The 18,990-nt window shown below is 59.0% G+C and carries 8 protein-coding genes; 4 read left to right on the top strand and 4 right to left on the bottom strand.

Annotation, left to right across the window (positions count from 1 at the left end; genetic code table 11):
- The first annotated feature begins 377 nt into the window (after positions 1-377).
- The 4 genes from JJ896_03410 (at position 378) to JJ896_03395 (ending at position 6,175) form a co-directional block, all read left to right on the top strand.
- On the top strand, positions 378-923 hold the full coding sequence (locus tag JJ896_03410; GenBank protein ID MBO6778682.1) for a hypothetical protein: 546 nt from the start codon (positions 378-380) through the stop codon (positions 921-923).
- Between the two features lie 178 nt (positions 924-1,101).
- Positions 1,102-4,206 carry a DEAD/DEAH box helicase family protein gene (locus tag JJ896_03405; protein ID MBO6778681.1) on the top strand — a complete coding sequence of 1,035 codons (3,105 nt, stop codon included), beginning with the start codon at positions 1,102-1,104 and terminating at the stop codon, positions 4,204-4,206.
- Positions 4,207-4,730: 524 nt separating this feature from the next.
- Positions 4,731-5,768, top strand: a complete 1,038-nt coding sequence (locus JJ896_03400; GenBank protein MBO6778680.1) for a hypothetical protein — start codon at positions 4,731-4,733, stop codon at positions 5,766-5,768.
- Positions 5,765-6,175, top strand: coding sequence for a TerB family tellurite resistance protein (locus JJ896_03395; GenBank protein MBO6778679.1), 411 nt, complete (start codon positions 5,765-5,767; stop codon positions 6,173-6,175). Before JJ896_03400 ends, JJ896_03395 begins: the two co-directional genes overlap by 4 nt.
- A 606-nt stretch (positions 6,176-6,781) precedes the next feature.
- Here the strand turns inward: JJ896_03395 and brxL are convergent.
- Genes brxL through brxC form a run of 4 tightly spaced genes read right to left on the bottom strand, consistent with a single transcriptional unit; the run spans position 6,782 to position 18,979 of the window.
- Positions 6,782-8,815: a protease Lon-related BREX system protein BrxL gene (gene brxL, locus JJ896_03390; GenBank protein ID MBO6778678.1), complete on the bottom strand. Its 2,034-nt coding sequence runs from the start codon at positions 8,813-8,815 to the stop codon at positions 6,782-6,784.
- Complete coding sequence (locus JJ896_03385) at positions 8,812-11,358, bottom strand: PglZ domain-containing protein (protein ID MBO6778677.1); 2,547 nt, start codon at positions 11,356-11,358, stop codon at positions 8,812-8,814. Before JJ896_03385 ends, brxL begins: the two co-directional genes overlap by 4 nt.
- On the bottom strand, positions 11,355-15,434 hold the full coding sequence (pglX, locus tag JJ896_03380; GenBank protein MBO6778676.1) for a BREX-1 system adenine-specific DNA-methyltransferase PglX: 4,080 nt from the start codon (positions 15,432-15,434) through the stop codon (positions 11,355-11,357). The genes JJ896_03385 and pglX overlap by 4 nt, the downstream gene beginning before the upstream one ends.
- Positions 15,435-15,436: 2 nt before the next feature.
- Entirely contained in the window at positions 15,437-18,979 is a 3,543-nt protein-coding gene (gene brxC / locus JJ896_03375) for a BREX system P-loop protein BrxC (GenBank protein MBO6778675.1), read from the bottom strand.
- Between the last annotated feature and the right edge of the window lie 11 nt (positions 18,980-18,990).

Raw genomic sequence — 18,990 nt, 5'->3', positions numbered from 1 at the left:
GACGAGTAGGTGGAATAGAAGTCTTCAGGTGGAGAGAGTATTGATGTCGTTCCTTTTGTCCTGTGTTTGGGTCAAAGACATAGATCTGATAGATCCATCGTCCATCACGATTGTCTTGGTACACTGATGACATCACCAAGTCCGAACTGTTGGGATATCAAGGTACGACTTGACTTGGCTTCTGACTTGGGTCTCGCGCTATTCGATCCTATGCTCCACAAGTCATTCTCTCCCATATTGTTAGAGACGATTTGTTTTGAACCGCATTCCTCTGGATCAGGAGGTTCTAGGTTCGAATCCTAGTAGGGCAACAGTTTCTGGCGGGTTTGAGCGACGGGGGCAATCATCCCGTGGTTCTCGTGTCGATCGAGGCAGCGATGAGTAGTGGACGGCCGGCAGAGGATTGGAACGTTTCGATCTACTTCGAAGGCGGAGTCCCGACTTGGTCGATGCAGGTCAAAGCCGGCCGGTCAGGAGCGTCGATCGTAGCTCGGACATGGAATGAAGTCCTGGGGGACGTCGTTCGGACAATCGATGGATCTGACCCTCGCACCCTGGCCGGGTTCTTGGCATCGGAGGCAGCGTTCCTCTCGGGCTTCGCAGTCGGTGGAGCCGCCTATGGGCGCTGCGAGGGACTTCCCGAGCATCTCGGGACACTCATGCTCTTGGCTGCAAATCACGACCCAGACCTTCCCGGCCGTGAACTGGCGATGCAATTGCTTGGACTCCCCGCAGGGGCAGATCTGCCCGCCATCGTCTCGGCTCTCGACCCGCTCGAAAAGGGCGTCATGTCGACCGAAGGCGGCCGGAAGAGTTGGCTATTGAGTCGGTTGGCTGAGCAGAGGGGCGAGTCAGTGACTTCCTTTCTCGAATCGGTGCCAACGGGAGAGCTAAAGGTTTTCCTCAATCCACCAGCTCTCTGAGGCCCCAGGCTAGTCTACCAGAGAGTGCGGGCCCGAAGCTCAGACGCGGCGAGGCGTGGAACGACGCGGGTATCGAGCGGGGTGTGAACCTGCATCGCACACACCCACACTGATTCTAGGCGCGCCTTGCACCCACGAATAATCGTCGTTAGCGTGGACACTCGTTGTCAGAGTCGATATGACGAGCACATCCCCTGTAAGACTGGTCAATGATCCTGGACGGGTAGGCGCCCTCACAGGAAAGGATCGCCGCGGCGGCCCAATCAGGTATGTCCAGGTTCGTTTTCCAGACGGCCTGGGCTGGTATCCCGAAGACCAGGTTGAGTCGGTTGCTGAGATTGAGGATGCCTTCGACCTTGTCGGCGCAGGCAAACTTGGAGGACCTGGTGATCTGCACAGAATACTGGCACACACCCGTATTACCGGTGGGCTGACGGACTTGCTCTATAGCATGGAGGCCACGAACACGGAATTCCATGCATTCCAGTACAAGCCGGTTCTCAAGCTGCTGGACAGCCCCTCGAACTCGCTACTGATTGCGGACGAGGTTGGCCTTGGCAAGACCATCGAGGCGGGGTTGATCTGGACCGAGCTGCGTAGCCGGGTTGACGCCCGCAGGCTCGTTGTAGTCTGCCCTGCGGTTCTTCGGACGAAGTGGAGAAGAGAGCTCAAACATCGATTCGGCGTCGACGCCAGAGTGGTGAACGCCCACCAGATGATCGAACTGCTCAAGGAGGCCCGCAACAACACGGCCATGAGTTTCGCGGTCATTGCTTCGATGCAGGGCCTTCGACCAAGTGCAAACAGCCGAGCCTCCCAGCAGCTATTCGCCCTCTTGTCAGAGTTGGAATTCGAAGCTTCGCTGTTTGATCTCCTGATCGTCGACGAGGCCCACTACCTTAGAAATCGGGAGACGGCGACAAACCGGCTGGGGCGAGCGCTGTCGGCCCTTTCGGCGCATAAGGTATTCCTATCCGCGACTCCCGTACATCTAGGGTCGTCAGACCTGTTTCAACTGCTGCACTTGTTGGATGAGACGACATTCAACAGTCAGGTCATTTTCGACGAGGTTCTGAAGGCCAACGCACCCCTTGTCGCCGCCCGCGACGCCGTGCTAAAGCCACCACCCGACTGGCCTACCTACCGCCACTGTTTGCGGGTCGCCCTCGACCACCCCCTGCTCGAGGGGAATCAGCAGATACAGTTCCTTCTGGAAGAGGCACCGGCCGAAGAAGAGAGCCTTGAGCCGGCAAGCATCACCGACTTGGCCTATCGGGTCTCAGAAGCGAACCTGCTGTCCAATGTTGTGACACGGACTCGAAAGCGAGACGTGACGGAATGGCGGGTGATTCGGGAACCTGTGTCCGAACTGGTCGAGATGACTCTGCTCGAAAGGCAGATCTATGATCAGGTGACAATCGCGGTGGCGGAGTACTGCCAAAAATTCCCAGAGGCGGAAGCTCTCTTGGTTGTGATGCCACAGCGCCAGGTAGCCAGTTCAATCCCAGCTGCGATCAGACGCTGGCAGGCTCCCGCCGTTAGTCCTAAGGCCGCGAGTCTTGGACCCCTCGAAGCCCCCGACCACGAAGAGCACCTCTTCGACGGTGAACTACCCGGGCCTCTCACCAGCTTCCTGATGGAACGGGTCGGACGGACGGCGGACTTCGAAGCTCTGAAGCAAGGCGATTCGAAATACCGCCGGCTACGGGGGCAGCTACGCCAGTACCTATCGGAGAACCCCGGGGAGAAGATTGTCCTCTTTGCTTACTTCAAGCCGACCCTGTATTACCTAGCGGAACGCATGCGCGACGATGGCCTCCGGCCCGTGGTCCTTGTCGGTGGGCTGGCGGACAAAGATTCGGTGCTTCAGTCGTTTGCGGATCCGGCCGGACCTCAGATTCTGCTGGCATCCGAGGTGGCCAGCGAGGGCGTCGACCTACAGTTTTCGCGCGTGTTGGTGAACTACGACCTTCCCTGGAATCCGATGAAGGTCGAGCAGAGAATTGGGCGCATCGATCGCATTGGTCAAGAGGCCTCCTCCATCAGCGTATGGAATCTAGCGTATGCCGACACCATCGACGAGCGGATACTGCAAAGGCTGTACAACCGCCTCGACATATTCCGCTTTGCCTTGGGAGATCTGGAGGCAGTCTTGGGGGACGAGATTCGGCAAATGACTCAGGAACTCTTGTCACGCCAGCTGACTCCCGAACAGGAGGTGAGCCGGATCGATCAAACCGCGGCTGCGCTCGAGAACAGGAAGCGGGAGGAAGAAGAGTTGGAGGGGCGTGCCAGCCATCTTTTGGGTCTGGGTGACTACGTTCTTCAAAAGATCCACGACGCTCGTGAATATCATCAGTGGCTAACTCCCGCTGACTTAGAGCGATACGTCCTGCGCTACCTGAGGGTATCCTACCCGGGCGGCTCCGTCGAAGCGCAGCCGGGAGCCCAGAACCGCTACCTGGTTCAGCTGTCCGACAAGGCAAAGCACGACCTATCTCAGTTCCTCGAGCGTGACAGGTCGGGACAGGTAACGAGGCTTCATGCCTTTGACCCAGCGCCGGTAGATTGCATTTTTACCAATGCCGTCACTAGCGGCCCGGTCGGGGTTGAGGTCGTCAATCACCTGCACCCCGTTGTGCGGATGATCGGAGCTCAATTGGAGGACAACCCCGTTGGAATGCACCCGGCGATTGCTTGTCGACTTGCCGAAGGTCCTGAGGACCTTGTGCCGGGAGACTATCTCTTCTTTGTTCAGCGTTGGGTGGCCTCAGGACTCAGAAACCACCGACAACTCTCTTACAGCGCTTGCCGGGTGGATGGGCGACGACTGCCGGACGAAGTCGCTGAGTTGCTGGTTCGGTCGGCCGCGCTAGGAGGTGTACCCTGGGTCGATTGCGCGTCGACAGTCGACCTGGCGGCCGTTGAGGAGGGGGTGTTCGGCCGACTAAAGCTACCGTCCGACTCTGCCTTCGGAGACTGGGCTGATGATCTGCGCCGCCGCAACTCCGACCTCGCGTCGTTTCAGAAAGCAAACTGGCAGCGGTATCTCGAGTTGAATCTTGAACGCCTCTCGGAGACACTGGATGGTCACATGCAGCGTCTGGAAGCGGTTCCCGCAAGCCAAAAAGGTCGGTATCGCGGCCTCGTCGCGGCGACGCGCAAAAAGATCGACAAGCTTCAAAGTCAGTATGACAGGGCGCTCTTGAAGATCAGTGAACGCGCAGAGCCTACATTCGACAATCGTGATCTTGCCGTGGGGATAGTGAGGGTGGGACGATGAGCTTCTGGAGCACTTTGAGTCGGCTTCTCGGCAGAGACCGCGCGAAGGAAGGCAAGTTGTCTGATCATCCGGCGGCCCCATCGGAAGACTCCGAGTCACGGCGCAACTCCCCGCCCGAATACCGGGATATGGAGCAGGGCGAGCGTGCGGCCGAGCAGCAGCATCCCTATTCACTGGTATCTCGCCACGCCAACAGAGATTCTGGGACCCAGTCTCCAGTGGGCGCTGAGCCAATCCCTTCGGCGCCAGAGTCAGTCTCAATCACCGACCCCGAACCGCCTGCAGTCGCGCGACTTTTGGCGTCTCGGCCGCCGCGGTATCTGACGATGGGACTGGACTGGGGAACCTCCTGTACAAAGGCCGTAGTGCGAGACCGCTACGGGCAGGAGGACCCTGCATTCGTGGTGGCGTTTGATGGTTGTGAGGACGCCCCGACCTACTTCCTGCCTTCTCGGTTTTTCAGAGCACCGGACGGTACCGCGGAGTTGTGTGCGAGCTCACCAGATTCAGCACCGCTTGACGCGGTGAAGCTGGATCTGATGGACGAACAATGCTTTGGTGAGAAGCTTGAGGCGACGGAGGAGTACTGTGCAGCCTACCTGCGACTGGCCATTGTAGAAGTTGAGCACCAATGGAGGTTGCAGTGGGGGGACCCCTACCAGTCATTCGAAATTGTCTGGGAGATCAACGTTGGCATTCCCGCGGGCGCGATTGACGAGTCGGAGGTCGTTTGTCGTTTTGAGCGGGTGGCGGAGCTCGCCGTCTCACGCCTGCCTCACGCAACATTTGGCAGCCTCACCTCAGTCAACGTGGTGCCAGAAGTCGCGGCCCAGGTGGCCACTTACGCCAAGTCACCGCTAAGGCGAGAGGGACTACATTTCATCGTCGATGTTGGAGCTGCCACCGTGGACACCGCCGCGTTCATTCTGAAGCAGAATGCGGAAGGGGACGACGTGTATAGCCTTCTGTCCACAAGCGTGGAAAAGCTCGGGGCTTACCGGCTTCACTGTGCGAGAATCGACGCTATCGAAGCCAGTGGAGGGGCTGTCACTCCCGGTTTTCGATCCACCGTGCATCAAGTGCCAAATGACGTCGCGTCATATCTGTCGGACGGCTCGGCGGGCCACCGGGTCTTGGATGGCGTTGACACGAAGTTCCACGCATTCACCAAGCGATCGATGCACCAGGTACTTCACCATGTGCGGAAATACATGTATCCCAACGCCCCCGCTTGGGCGATTGGGGCCAGGTTCTTCGTGTGTGGTGGTGGCTCGGCAGTCAGTGTGTACCAAAAGGCGAATAGGGCCTTGTCAATTTGGTGGCATGAGAATGGCCGCGAAATCGCGCCATTTGAGTTCCAGGGCATTTTGCCTCCAACAAACTTGCGGTGGAGCAGTGGCCCGCCACAGCCCGAATTTCATCGACTGTCGGTAGCTTACGGCCTGAGCTTTCCGTTTGTCGAGGTCGGCAGGGTTCGCTCGCCAGGCGAAATCGCTCCTGTTGAAGCACCTGAGCGAGTGATCTCCCAGTTTGCATACGAAGACTCAAAAGATCTCACATGACGGAGCACGGGTACCCGGACTTCTTGCGCCAGCACTTCTTCCACCTCTACGCCATTGCTCTGGCCGATCTTCGTGTGGCTCCGTCAGAGCTGGAGATGCTGGTCAGTTTCGGAGTAGAGCGCGGGATCTCGAAGGTCGATCTGGAGGATTTGTTGCTCTCCCCGGCCCCGTTTGATCCAGAGATTCCGCCGAGCCGGGAGGGTCGACTGTCCTGTCTGTACGACTTTGCCCGGCTTGCCTGGGCGGATGGAGTGGTAGTTGAGGAAGAACGGAAGCTGTTGACGCGGCTTTGCGGGTTGTTTGGTTTTGAGGAGCAATCCGAACGGCTTTCCTCACGCTTGTTGAGTCTTGCTGAGACCGGCGAGCCCCCTGGAAAAGTGCAGAGTCTCGTTGAGTGGAAACAGTAGGGTCTGAGGGGAAGTCCGTCGCCCGCAAGCGTCCCACTTAGGGGCATCTATGTATCGCTGCTAACAGCTGCCTTGCCAAGCGGGATGGCGCGTCCACAGTCAGGGCATCGACCATGCGGCTCTCCGGTCGTGGCGAGTCTTTTTGCTTCCGATCCATCCGGACTCAAACTGAAGTGGCTGCCCCGAGCCCTTCTCCGCCGCCTCCGACGGGTGCGCTTGCCATTTCCATGAATTGCTGGACAGCGATTTTTTAGGTGCGCGTCGAGGTTCGATTTGTGAATTGTGCACTTGCATTTCGGGCAGATCTCCGAGCTATCTGGATCTCCGGTGCTTCGCGGGCTCACATTTTCGACTTTGATCGACCCCGTGTCGGCAAATTCCTGCAATTCGCCTTTCGATGGCCCACAGCGCTTCCTGAGGTGGGAGTCCAGCAATTCGGACGCGACCGCTCGCCCACATTGAGGGCAGCGTTCCGTTGGGACGTAGGTCCGAACCGCCCGCTTCTTCTTACGCATTCAAGGATTTACCTAGGTGGTATAGAGAGAGCTTCCGAGACACAGCACATCCGCCCCTCAGAGAGGTTATGGATCAGCGGACTCCGACGACCTAGTTCAGCCCTAACCCCTTAAACGCCGCCTGCCGCATCTCCCCATAGAAGACCGGGTCCACGTTCTCTAGCACTTCGGCGCTCACATCGAAGAAGCTCCGCTTGTTCTCGATCGGGATCAGGGCCCGTTTGGCTCCATTGTCCATCGCTACCTGGAGTGGCTCAACCAGGGACCTGACCGGCTTCACATTGCCCTGAATGCTCATATCCCCGAGCACTAGCAGTCCCGGCTGGGGGGAGAGCTTCCGGAGCGCGGAGAAGGCCGCGACGAGAAACGCGACACCGACCTCGGCTTCAACCTTGTTACCTAGTAGGTCGATGGCCTCCACGTGGAAGTCGGATGTGTCGAACTCTCTCGCAATGCCGAACGCGTTCTTCTGGGATTTGAGGTAGCTAAAGGCACGGTTGACGGATTCCTTGATGCTACCGCTCAGTCCACCGGCGGCCTTAAGCTTGCCAGTGCCAGTGGATATGCTGATTTCGAGGCGATACAGTCCGACGGTCCCGTCCCCACTCACGCTTGCCGCATAGACTGTCCCCGGTGGTAGCGGATCGGCCGATATCAGATCTCGGCCGCCCTGCTCGGGTACGCCGACAAACCGCTCCTCGCCCGTGGTATTGTCCTGGTAGCTGAACGAGGTGTGGTAGTACTCGAAGGAGCCCATCTTCTTGAGCTGCTCCTTCACTCGACGGCGACCTTCTACCGCGAGATCCAGGATTTCCTCCAAGTCCTCTCGCGACACCTCTCCATGGGGATAGAGGATTTTCACCAGACCTGATACCGATCGCCGGACGGCCTTGCGGTCACGTGCATTCAGGTGGGCTCCGAGCGAGAAGTGATGGTCGATGATCTCGGTGAAGTTGTGCTTCCTTAGGTCTCGCAGCGCTTCGGCCAGATAGTCTACCACGAAGCCGTAGCGATCGGTGAAGTGCTCATTGCGCATCTTCGGCATCTCCCAGCCCGGCAGGTAAAAGTGCAGCCGGTCAATGAACGCCATGTCGTCGCGAATAACGTCGGGCATCGGTGCAAAGAGGTGCCCTGACTGGACCATCACGTCTATCGGCTGTTGCGTATTGCCGAACATGGCGATGCTGGCGTACCCGGCCTCAGACTCGCTTCCTCGCTGAAACTGGCCTGACTCGCAGTAGGTCTTCATCGTAGTGATGACCTCCTTTGGCATCTTCTGCAGATCTGCCACCTCGTCGAACCCCACTACGTCCCAGATCTGCACCATGCCCTTGTGCCGGCCGGACATGTGTCCAAATAGGTTCGCCACCGTGGTCGGACCGGTCAGGAGCGCCGAGTACGGGGACAGTTCTTGAATGGCGTAGCTCTTGCCAGTCCCGCGAGGTCCGAGCTCAACAAGATTGTAGTTGCGCTCGCACAAGGGAATGAGGCGGGTGAGGAATAGCAGCTTCATCCTGCGCTCCATCACCGAGGGCTCGTACCCCATGCTGCGAAGCATGAAGTCCACCCACTCGTCCGTTGTGAACTCCCGTCGGCCGCTCCGGTAGTCGTCCAACTTGAAGGAGGCGAGCTGAATTGGCGTTAGGCGGGCGATGCGGAAAGGGGCCTTCTCATCGGTGTCGTCCCACTGCATCTCGACCTGCGCCCAGATACCCCCCATCAGGATGCGGTCGAAGTCGCGGACGTAGTGCGTGGGGATATGGACGTACTTGTGACCGAAGTTGGATACTTCGGCCCAGTATTGTGAATCGACCAGCCGCACTTTCACCTTGTCGATGAACGTGTGGCTTCCCTGTTCCTTGACCCGGCTCTGCGCCTTGGTGGCTTCGTCGGGACGGATGTAGTTCTCGCTGAGTGTATCGTTGACGACCTGCAACCCCATCTGGATCGCGGTCTCATCGGACGATGCGCAGTATTTGCCCAGTAGGTACTCCAGCACGAAGACCGGCACGTTAGCGCCCACCTTCACCTTTCGAACTAGGTCTTTACGCACCACCTTGCCCGCGAAGACCCTGTTGACCTTGTCGTCTAACTCATCACGCCCAACGGCTATGCGTTCTGTCATATCAGTTCACCGATCTCAATTTCGTCGGACTGAGCAAGGATGGTGTCCGAAGCCGGGTCCATCACAACGATGCGAACCTTCTTGCTGGTTTCGCGGGTGAGCATCATCCCTACACTAACTGAGCTCCCGGGCGGGAGCTGCAAAGTCGCCGTGGCGCGGTCGAACTGCGCCCCGGTTGCCATTCCGGCGCGTCCAACCTCCTGTCCATCTCCTATTAGGACTACTCTGGCTGAGATGGGCTCCGGATTGAACATTTCCGTCTCGCGGACGAGGCGGAAACCAAAGGTGCGATTGGTGAGGACTCTGGGGTAGCCCTCTGCCACTACGGTATTGCTGCCGGCTGTTTCTGGCTCTCCCGTCGGCATGCGCAGCGAGATTACAGGGATGACTAATTCCTGGAGGCTACAGCCACCATGATGGAAAGCCAGATCGCCACCACATCTGAATACTGCTAGTCCGGCTGGGAAGATGAAGTCAAGGTCGGTCTGATAGCCAAGCTGCGCACCGCTGACTCTGACGCTTGCTGCCGACGTCTGGCCGCCGCGTCCGGCCCAGCATCGTCGATGCTGGTCGATCGTGTCGCCGCCTGGCTTGTCCATCATCATGTCCTCAGCCTTGCGAATGGAGAACTGGTGGCCGTGATCGCTGGTAATGACGAAATGCGCCACGCCCGCTTTGGCAAGCTTGCGGACCGCCCGGGCGATATTCCCCACCACCGTGTCCATGATCTGCCTGGCGAGGAGGCCGCCATCCATCTCCCCCAACCCATCGATTGACTGCGAGCGGACGACTATGAGATCTGCACCAACAATCTTCGTCCTGAGCGCTTTGATCGACTTCTGCAGGAGGAAACCCAAGTCCATATCGACTGAGTCCGGCCGAACGGACCTGAGGTACTTCTGCCTTTTAGCAAGATCGGGTAGGACCTGACCCCCGATCTGAGATGCCAGTCGCTGCTTGTGCTCCACGACCGAGTAGCCGCCGGATGCTCCAGGAAGGAGAGCCCCCATTCCGAGCGGGGTGATAGAAGGCAGCACGCCGACTGCGGGCTGGAGGACCAGCTCCGAGGCGTTGTCCAGCTGCTGTACGAGATCCGCCCCCATTTCGAACCGCATTGCGTCGACGAAGAAGTAGGCGACGGTGCCTGACTTGGGCTCAACGAGGTCCGAATAAATCTGAGTCTGATGGAGCACCTCGGGTACGGTCCAGGACGATTCCACCAGGGCCTTGGTGAACCCGTGGGCCATTTGCTCGAGGAGTTCCTCGTGGCCTCGGCGAACCACCCAAAGCGCCTTCGCGAGTGGCTCCTCCGGCTCGTCTTCCATGCTGGCCACCCAGTGCTCCAGCGCACGCTGCGTCTGGTCTGCTCTATACCAGCCATCCTGTTTCGTGTACGCGCCTATCCACTCTGCCGCTCCACCGCTGACCATCTTGATCGCCGGGGTCAACTCACTAACCAAGGACCCGAGCTCCGCCGCAAGCCGACAGGCCTCCCACTGCGCAAGCCGGTCTAGAAAGCTCGGATGATCGACCCAGAAGCTGTGTCCCCGTCCCGAGACAATCGCGAGTGCTTCTTCATGCCGACCGTCTGAAATGAGCTTCGCCGCAAAGCCAAGTAGCACCCTCTCCTCGAATCGAAACGTGTCGATTGAGCCAAGCTCCTCCGGGTTCACGATTGCGTCCGAGAGATCAAGCTCTGCTTCAATAGCGTCGGCCTGGGCGATGTACCCCTCGCCGAGCTTCCTGAGCTCCTCCGCTACCGACCCGATGCGCTGACGCGCTTCTGAAGTGGTCGGTTCTGGCACAAGCGAGATGCAATCAGGAGGATTGCCGGTAAGGTCCTGCCGAAACTCGTTGACCAGCACGAACCGAAGCGTCTGCTTTCGTGCTTTTGCCAGCGAAACGGATCTCTCGATCGGCAGCCCCAGTCGGGCATGAATGAGACGGTAGAGTTCAGGCTGAGCCACCTTGGACTCCAGGTTGGCATCGTAGTCATCGGTCGCCAGCCACTTGCAGATCAAGGATTCACTGCTCCCTGAGCCCAGAACAAGCTTGAGCATCGAGCCCTTGTCGCCGCCTTCTTGCTCCAGCAAGCGCTCGATGTCCTGAAATGTGAGGGCATCGGGTGCCAGCATCTCATCGATGTCACCGTCGGTGAACCGCGTTCGGAGCAGGTTGCGGGCAAGTCGCCTCAGCTGCGGTTCGTAGCACTCGCCGGCAACTTCGAGCTCCATCAGGACCGAGCCCTGTCGATCACGCTCTACCCCCGGCACATAGACCAGGACTGCCTCAGGTCTTTCGGCCTCTACGACAGGTTCCAAACTGGTCTTCAGCGAAAAGAATGACCCTTCAAATCGTGCCAGGTGCGAGATGGAGTCTCCTACAACAATCCGGGGAAGACCACCAAGCCCTGTCCCAACAACCTGATGCCCGTCGATGAAAGAGGCGAACTCCTCTCGGGGGTCGTAGAACACGACCACGCGGTGATCCCGAAGCCTACGGTCAAGCTGGTCCGCGAGGTAGTTGGTGAATGAACGGCTCATGTGGTTCGGCGATTGCGTCCACGCTTATTGCCTCCGCTTGGAGCAGGTGCGGTCAACAAACCTTCAAGGGCGGCCTTGACCGCTGCGGACGAACGTTCTGCGATCAACTCATCGACTCGCGCCGGAGTAATCTCTCGGGGCTTCCATTTGCCGCCGCTGTCTTCGTACCAGAACGCGGCTTCGAGGCCATGGGCGATCGCCAAGCTTCGTTCCTTCCTGCATTTCCTCACAACGCGTTCGGGCCATAGGTGCATGGCCAGGTGAGCCCAGTCGAGGTCGCCTCTGACTAGCTTGTCCCAAACCGTCCTGCACTCGCGTTGCCAGGCTTTGTGCTGCGGCACTAGTCGCCAGAGCAGAGCAAAGTTGACGGCCACACCATCGTTGAGGTCTGGATTCCACAGCGGTGCGATTCTCTCGATTTCGGCTAGGAACCCGCGAAGCTCCGCCACGAATTCTTGCTGGGCCTGAAGCCCCCTTCGTTGTTGCGTTGAGGGATTCAAGCCGATTTCCTGTCGAAGGGAGGTCAGCCTGCGTTCTTCGTGTTCAACCTTCGGCCGGACGAGGTCGTTTGCCAGCTGATAGAAGGTGTCGCGATTGAAGCGGTGGTAGTAGCACCAAATCGAGTATGAGCTAGATGGAGTGGAGAGCTGCCAGTAGACGGGGGCTTTGCGCCTCGATTTGCTGTATGTCCTGAGGTGGAGGGCAAAAAGACCCTTGGATTTCCGGAAGTATGTGGTGAGATCGGACTCACCAAGCATGCCGGCCACGCTCTCAGCAGGATCTCCTTCGGCGGGAAATAGTGCCTTGAGTGACCGGGAAAGCTGCCTCGAGAGGTCCAGCTCATGTCCGGGGTCGTCAACAAGGACCCCACCGAGAAAAGTGTCATTGTCCTGGCCTCCCAGACCTACTTCTGCCTCCTCTACTGACGGCGTCAGCATGCCCGGCGGGCGATGGGGTTGAGGTGCGAGCGGGTCCGGCAGGGGCGGCGTAGCCAAGTCTCCTGATGCGATGCGAAGATCCCAGCGCCCGAACGCAACACCTAGAAGGTACTGGACGAGGCGGGCGGCGAAGGATTCGTTCGCTCGAGGGTCTTCGGCCGCCAGGACCTCAGGCACATGCACGTCTGGGATTTCTTCTACAATCGCCTTCCAGTCGGAAAGCGCGAGATTGTAGTGCTGCCTGACCTTCTCGTCGATTTCGTGTTGCAGCTCCACGTAGGCATCCGACAGTTCCTTCTCGCGCTCAAGGAGTCGTCTGGCAACGTCGGTCGGCCCAGCGAAATCGCTTAGTGGGGCAAGCGGAGAGCAGAAAAGCGCGGTCGACTCGTCGCGTGTGTCTGCCTCCGCTCGCAACAGCCAGGCTCGACGGCCTAGGTCGGCGAGCAGAGGATCCGAGACCGCGCTGGCGGGGATAGGCAGGCGCTGGACAAGGCCAACCTCATACGAATTCGCCCCGGCACCTCCTTCGGCCTCGGCTGCGCCCAGGCTGAGGCTGATGAAGTACGAGAGCGGGCGGCTGTTCAGCAGGGCCAGAAGGGCAAGGGGCTCCCCGTTGATCTCAACAATCGCGGGGCCCTTGTCCCCGAAGGCGCAGGACCCAGCCAGTGCCCTCGGGGCGAATCGCTTGTTCGTTCGCCTAGGCCAGGTCAATCCCGGCTTCGTGTAGTGCTGAGTGTTTCTAAGCACCCCATGCCCCCAAGCGTTGAGCTCTCGGGCATCGTCTCCCCAATTCACCTGCAGGTGAACATCATCGTGGTAAGGACTGTACTCGCCGCCTTTCGCGAAAGGCAGCCACGTGGTTCCGAGGTGGGCTGCTGGGACTTCCCACCTCAACCTGAGGAACCGAAAGTCGTCGCTGGTCTGAAGCCCGACGCGTACGCTGGCGTGATTCTCCTCAAGTCTCGGCAGGTCGACAAAAGCGTCGCGAAGAGCTGGAGAGCACCAGTACCCGAATGCAGCGTAAGGCAGCTTCTCGAACTCATCCTGAGGGCAACGAAACACCAATTCGTTCTCCTGCCCGTCAACTACATCGCGAATAGCCTGTCCTAGAGCATCCTCTTTGTCGGGCAGCCCAAAAAGCCTAAGGAAGGTCGCCTCCTCATCGTTTTCCTCTGCCTTGAGCACGTAGGCTGCTGTGCGTACCGTCGCACCATCGAGGACGTGCCCTCCCAGGTGTGCCATCAGGGTCAAGCTGGAGCGAGCAAGTAGGACCCGTCGTCGCCATGGCTCGGACGTACGTCTGAAGAAGCCCATTTCCGTAGAAAGCACTCCCACGAGGCCACCCCGTCCAAGCGAGGTCACGGCGCGCTCCACGAAAGGAGCAAACAGGTCCTGCTTGCTGCTTGGGTACTCCTGTTCGATAAAGGCCGCCAACTTCGGCGTTGCGGTCCCGAACGGAGGGTTCATGACGATCACGTCGTACCGTAGTCGACAGACGTCGATGAATGCGATGCCGGCAGCCGTGTCTTCGGCGAAGAGTCGACGTTGGAGCTGGGAGCCGACCCTGCCTCCCTCAGCGTAGTCGCGAAGCGCTCGGTAGATCTTAGACTCCGCGTGTAACCAGAAGTCGGCCGGGGGGAGGTTGTTGACGTCGAACAGCTCGGTATCGGCCCGTTGATCAGGCTGCCCAGGCACAAGCTCTAGCTGTCTGGGGCGCGACTCCCAGCGCTCTTGAGCTTCTCGGATCGCCCCCTGGATGTTGCGCTCAATCTTGAGCAGCATCCCAGCTTCATCGGCAATCTGGGTCTGCTTGAATGCCTCGTCCGCCAGGTGTCGAAGAGCCGGAGGCGTCAGCCCGGACGTGAATGCCTCCCAAAGCTCACTGCCGCCGGGCATGGGCTCCGCGATGGCGATGTTCGTCCGGCGAATAGCCGGTCGATAATTCCTTGCCGTCTCTTGTTGGGCCCAAGCGGTTTGTGCCCGCATCCACAGCGCGAGAGCTGCGATCTGAGCGGTGCGACTGTCAATATCAACGCCATACAGATTGTGGGCAAGCACAAGCTGGGGAACCTGTCGCAGGAGGTCCCGGCGTTCAGGGAAGTCGGCCCGGAGCGTCGACCCTGTCAACTTGGATGGCGGGCTATCCGGATCACCCCATGCTTCCTCATAGATCGTCTGGAAGAGAGAAAAGGCGTAGAGCAGAAAGTGCCCTGATCCACATGCCGGATCCAGCACTCGGATATCTCGGGGGTCCTTCTTCTCACGCCTTGGAAGCGACCCGGTGTCATCATCCTGTTCGGGCGATCTTGACTGATGCTGCGAGCCCGCCGGAACTGCAAGAAAACGACATCGCTGTGCAATGCTCGATCTCCCTTCACGCATCTCCATCCAAAGCCGTCCTAGGGTGTTGTCCACCAGAAACCGGACCACATATTCAGGCGTGAAGAACTGATTCCTGACTGCCAGCTCGCGACTGTCGAGTGGTGGCTTAGGACGACCATCGCGATCGTACTTCGCCTCATTGTTCTCCTTTTCGCTGTTGAAGAACTGGTAGACCCATCCGAGCGTCTCGTCCTTGACCCAGACGCCGGCGAGCTCGGTGTCGTTCAGAATACCGAGTAGCTCGAGGAGAGTGCGGCGATCTGGCCAGAGTAGACTTGCGGCGTTACTCCGATCGAAGAGGACCTTGATTTCCTGCCCGATCTCGTCAAACAGGCTTTCCAGATATAGGCGATATCCGTTGTCCGGCAGAGCGACAAGTCCTGGAGACAGAGCGACGAACTCGGTGAATCCAGCTGACTGCTCTCCGTTTGAGACGCATTCGTGAACGAGGTCCCGAGCCTCCAGCATCTTGAGCGCCACGAAGCGGTTGAGTGTCGTGAAGGCCATTTCGCGGATGAGCGTCTGCATAGCCTTGGTGGCCGTCGCTCCGCCCAAGCGTTCGTGTCCGAGCGCTGAAAGCAGCTTCTTCCGCACATGCCGCTCGCTTGCGGAGAGATGGTTTCCTTGGTCTAAGGACGGGGCTCCGTTGGCCAGGATATCGTACCTGCCCTCGAGTTGGTCACGGTAGGCTCCCTCAAGCAGCTGCCGCGCCCGCTGCGTCGCATCCCGAATTGCGTCCCGTGTCGCTTTGTCCATTCCTACTGCACCAGCACTTTCTTGCCCTCACCCAGAAGCTTCTCTACGCGCTTCTGGATGGCGCTCAGGGATGCGTGCAGCTGCTCAGGCGTTTCGATCCGGGCCTCAAAAAAATCGCCCGCATTTAGCGTCACCAATCTGCTGCCCTCAAGTACCTCCATCATCTCCTTGACGGCTGTCTTGAAATGCTGAGGGCAGGCGCTGATCTCAGCTCGCAGGAAGGGGATCGAGTTGTTGCGCTTGTCACGCGCGGCGGTGCGTGATCTTATGGGCTGCTCAATCCGATTCTTCTGCTCCTCGTTTAGCTCTGACCAGGCATCCATTTCCTGCAGCCGGTCCAACGCCTCGACATAGGCTGTGACTCGGGTCTGATCGGCCTGGGCGAAACGGTTTCCGTACTCCGCTAGTAGCGCGCTCGCCGCCTGCTCGATAGCAGGCAGGTCCCGGAAAAAGGTCTCCTTGGCCATCCGGTCGATCAGCGCCGCCGCGCGGTCCGCCACGCCCTCCGCGAGGTCAGGCTCCGATTCCAGAAATGGCCACGCGTCGTTTATCGCACGCCGAGCACGGGCTAGGTCGCTTAGCGCAGTCGTCGTGAGGGCCTGCCGCAGGTCGGCAGCGCGCTTCATTGCTTCCTTCAGATCCTTGTGCGCCGCATTGAACGAGGTGATCGCTCCATCCTCGGTTCCTGCACGGATGGCACGCATCTGATCCGCCGCCTCCTGCAGAATCTCGGAACCTGGCAGGTCATTGGTGAGAAGGATTCTGAGTGCTTCGTGGAGCTCCTCTTCGGCGTCACCGACCGCCTTGCGGATGCTGCTGGCAATCACACTGGCCTGAAGCTCTGGTAGGTGTTTGCCGAATACATCCTTGTACGCTTCCTCGCATTCCAGCCAGTCGTTGATGTCGGTGCCGCTGACTTTCTTCTGAAAGGAGCACGCGCGGAAGAGGTTGTTGCTGCCAAAGGCGCTCTTGGCTTCCACCGAAAGCGCGGAATCGATGATCGTCCCTTTGCTTGTCGCCCGAATGCTACCAGACCGGACTAGGCTCACGACAAACAGCCGAACCACGTCCAGACTCCAACCAAAGGGCTCCCTGGAGAACTCATCAATCAGGTACTTCCCGGTGGTGATCTCGCCGTAGCTAGCTCGGTTTTCGATCCTGTCGAGAACCACTTTGAGTGGGGCTTGGTCGGTGTTGAAAACCGGCTGCCCATTCTCATCGCGGATTAGCTTCAGCTGCGCGAAGACAGGTGTGAGACCCAGTAGGTTCTCATTGGTGAGGAGCGCATCCAAGTCCTTGGCAGTAACCCGAGCAGCTCCCTCGGAGAATCGGTTGTAGACGTCGGGCAGCACCTGCCCTAGCACCCGATTCACGGCCTTGGTGACCGTGTCAACGGTATGATCGGGGCTGCGATCGTTACCCCGGAAATAGATGGTACCCGCGAGCATCGCGTCTCGGGTAAGTCGCCTGAGTTCAGCCTCATTGCGCCGAAGGCGTTGCTTCTCCTCGCCGACAAGGGCCGTTTCGTCTTTGGTCCTGGCGCTCCGTTCCTTTCTTGCCAACATCTCTTTGGAGCGATGTACATCGAGAGTCATTCGCTCGATGGTGTCATCGATGGCAGCTACCCAGAATACTTCCTGGTGGTCGCTCTGGCTTCGGCTGCGGGCCTCCGCCGCACGCGTCGAGAATTCCTCGCCAGCTTCGGCGAAGACTACGTTCACACGGATGTCGTCCTCCGTAATGGAGCGGCCGTTGAAGGTGAGACCGGCCTTGAATGCCCTCGCGTCCTCCAAATTGTAGACGGGTTTCGGTTCCCAATGGGCCGACACCATAGCGGTATGGATCCGATTGATATCGCCCTGATTCGCTTGGATGCCTGCTCGGGTTACCTCCCAGTCGTCCTCGGTCGGGGTAGGGATCCGGAACTGGCCGTCGTGCAGGCGGACTTTGTGTGCCGCAACCAGCTTCTCCAGGGCCTGCTTGACCTCGGTCAGCAGCGAGTCGCCGTCCACAGTCGGATGTAGCGTTGCGGCGATGTTCTCTGAGGTCCGATGGATGTTCTGGACGTACTGAAGGAGGCAGATCGACTTGGCGACCGGTTGTGCTAGCGGATGTCCGACCTCCTGCGCGATGGCGCTGATCTTGCCCCGTATCTCACTGGGAATATTCCCTGCGACCAGATCGTAGATCTGATCCACACGCGCTAGGCTACCGACGGGTTGGTCGGCCAGACCGACCGCATCATGAATCAGAAGCTGCTGGGCCAGCTTGATGATCGTCCGATTCGCTCCGCCTACGTGCTTGCTCGCCCCACCCTGCATACGTAGTCCCGAAACGACCTCGATAATGAGGTCAATCTGGTAGGGAAGCAGGGGATAGAGATCCATGAAGCTCTGTGTGCTGAGCTCCGGGAGTTGCACATCGGCTGATAGCTTCGTGTGTGTGGTGAGCCGGCCGCTATTCTCGGTATACAGGCTCCGAAGGGTCCCTTCTGCATCCGCGTTTTTGGAAAGCACCCGTTTGCTGGTGACCTCCGAGATATCGGATGGCTCGAGGTGTACCTGGAGGGGGAATCGGTCCATCAGCCGAGCAAGCTCGACGCGCTTGTCGTCCAGACCGCTAACTAGCTCTGTCAGCTTTTCCTGAGAGGTGACGATCAGCCACACGTTGCCGCGAGAAACGCGGCCCAGGCTTTGGACGACGCCCTGGAGGTCCAGCATTTTCTGGACATCGCGCGATACGAACTGTCCGACCTCATCGACGACAAACACGAGGTTCCGACCGGGACGCCGTCGCTTCATCAGCGACTTGCACTGCTCAGCGAGCTTTCCAGCCGTGATGTCGTTCCGATCCTGCGCGGACTGCACCCAGCTGTCGGGCGTGGCATAGACGGTTGGCGACAGCTTGTGCATTACGGCGCTGGCCTCGCCCAGCGACAGCGCAACAAGGTCCTTGTTTTCGTCCCAACCTTGTCCGAACTCTCCCTCGTAGGCAGCCTTGAAGGTCTCCAGTTCCCCTTTCTGCTCAAGGGTGATTTCGAGGGCGGCCAGGTCGAGGTCTTCGGCGTAGCCCAGACTCTTCAGGAAGAGCCGGTGCATGATCTCCGTGATCGACTGATTACCGCTCTTGATGCCCCGCTCGGTGGATACATCAAAGATCACGGAGTCAGATGGGATGTGCTCGGCTATCTGGGAGAGCAACACCTTCGTCGTGTTGTCGCCCGTGCGATCGGCAAAAAGCGTCGCGGCCGACTGTCCCAACACCTGGCGGTTCTCTAGGGCGAGGCCGAGCATCTTTGCAAAGCTCGACTTACCGGAGCCGAAGAATCCGGAAACCCAAATGCCGATGCCCTCATGGGGATTATTGAGCGTCTCCCAGTATCGCTTGAAGATGGTCCGGTAGTATCCGCGAATCGCGTCGGTCGCGACATACTCCGAGATCTCATTGTGGACGATCTGCTCATCATCCTGGTCGACCTTGATGACCTCTTCGATGGGCCGCTCGATATCGAGCGCAAAGAGCTCTCTGATGCGTTGGTCCGACATACGGTTGGTCG

This window comes from Rhodothermales bacterium (assembly GCA_017643395.1).
Lineage (GTDB): Bacteria > Bacteroidota > Rhodothermia > Rhodothermales > UBA10348 > JABDJZ01.
This window is presented reverse-complemented; position numbering and strand designations above follow the sequence as displayed.

Bases quoted from the DNA above. Each gene is read 5' to 3' on its own strand.
- JJ896_03410 (MBO6778682.1), top strand. From the start codon at position 378: ATGAGTAGTGGACGGCCGGCAGAGGATTGGAACGTTTCGATCTACTTC.
- brxL (MBO6778678.1), bottom strand. From the start codon at position 8,815: ATGACAGAACGCATAGCCGTTGGGCGTGATGAGTTAGACGACAAGGTC.
- JJ896_03395 (MBO6778679.1), top strand. From the start codon at position 5,765: ATGACGGAGCACGGGTACCCGGACTTCTTGCGCCAGCACTTCTTCCAC.
- brxC (MBO6778675.1), bottom strand. From the start codon at position 18,979: ATGTCGGACCAACGCATCAGAGAGCTCTTTGCGCTCGATATCGAGCGG.
- JJ896_03405 (MBO6778681.1), top strand. From the start codon at position 1,102: ATGACGAGCACATCCCCTGTAAGACTGGTCAATGATCCTGGACGGGTA.
- JJ896_03385 (MBO6778677.1), bottom strand. From the start codon at position 11,358: ATGAGCCGTTCATTCACCAACTACCTCGCGGACCAGCTTGACCGTAGG.
- pglX (MBO6778676.1), bottom strand. From the start codon at position 15,434: ATGGACAAAGCGACACGGGACGCAATTCGGGATGCGACGCAGCGGGCG.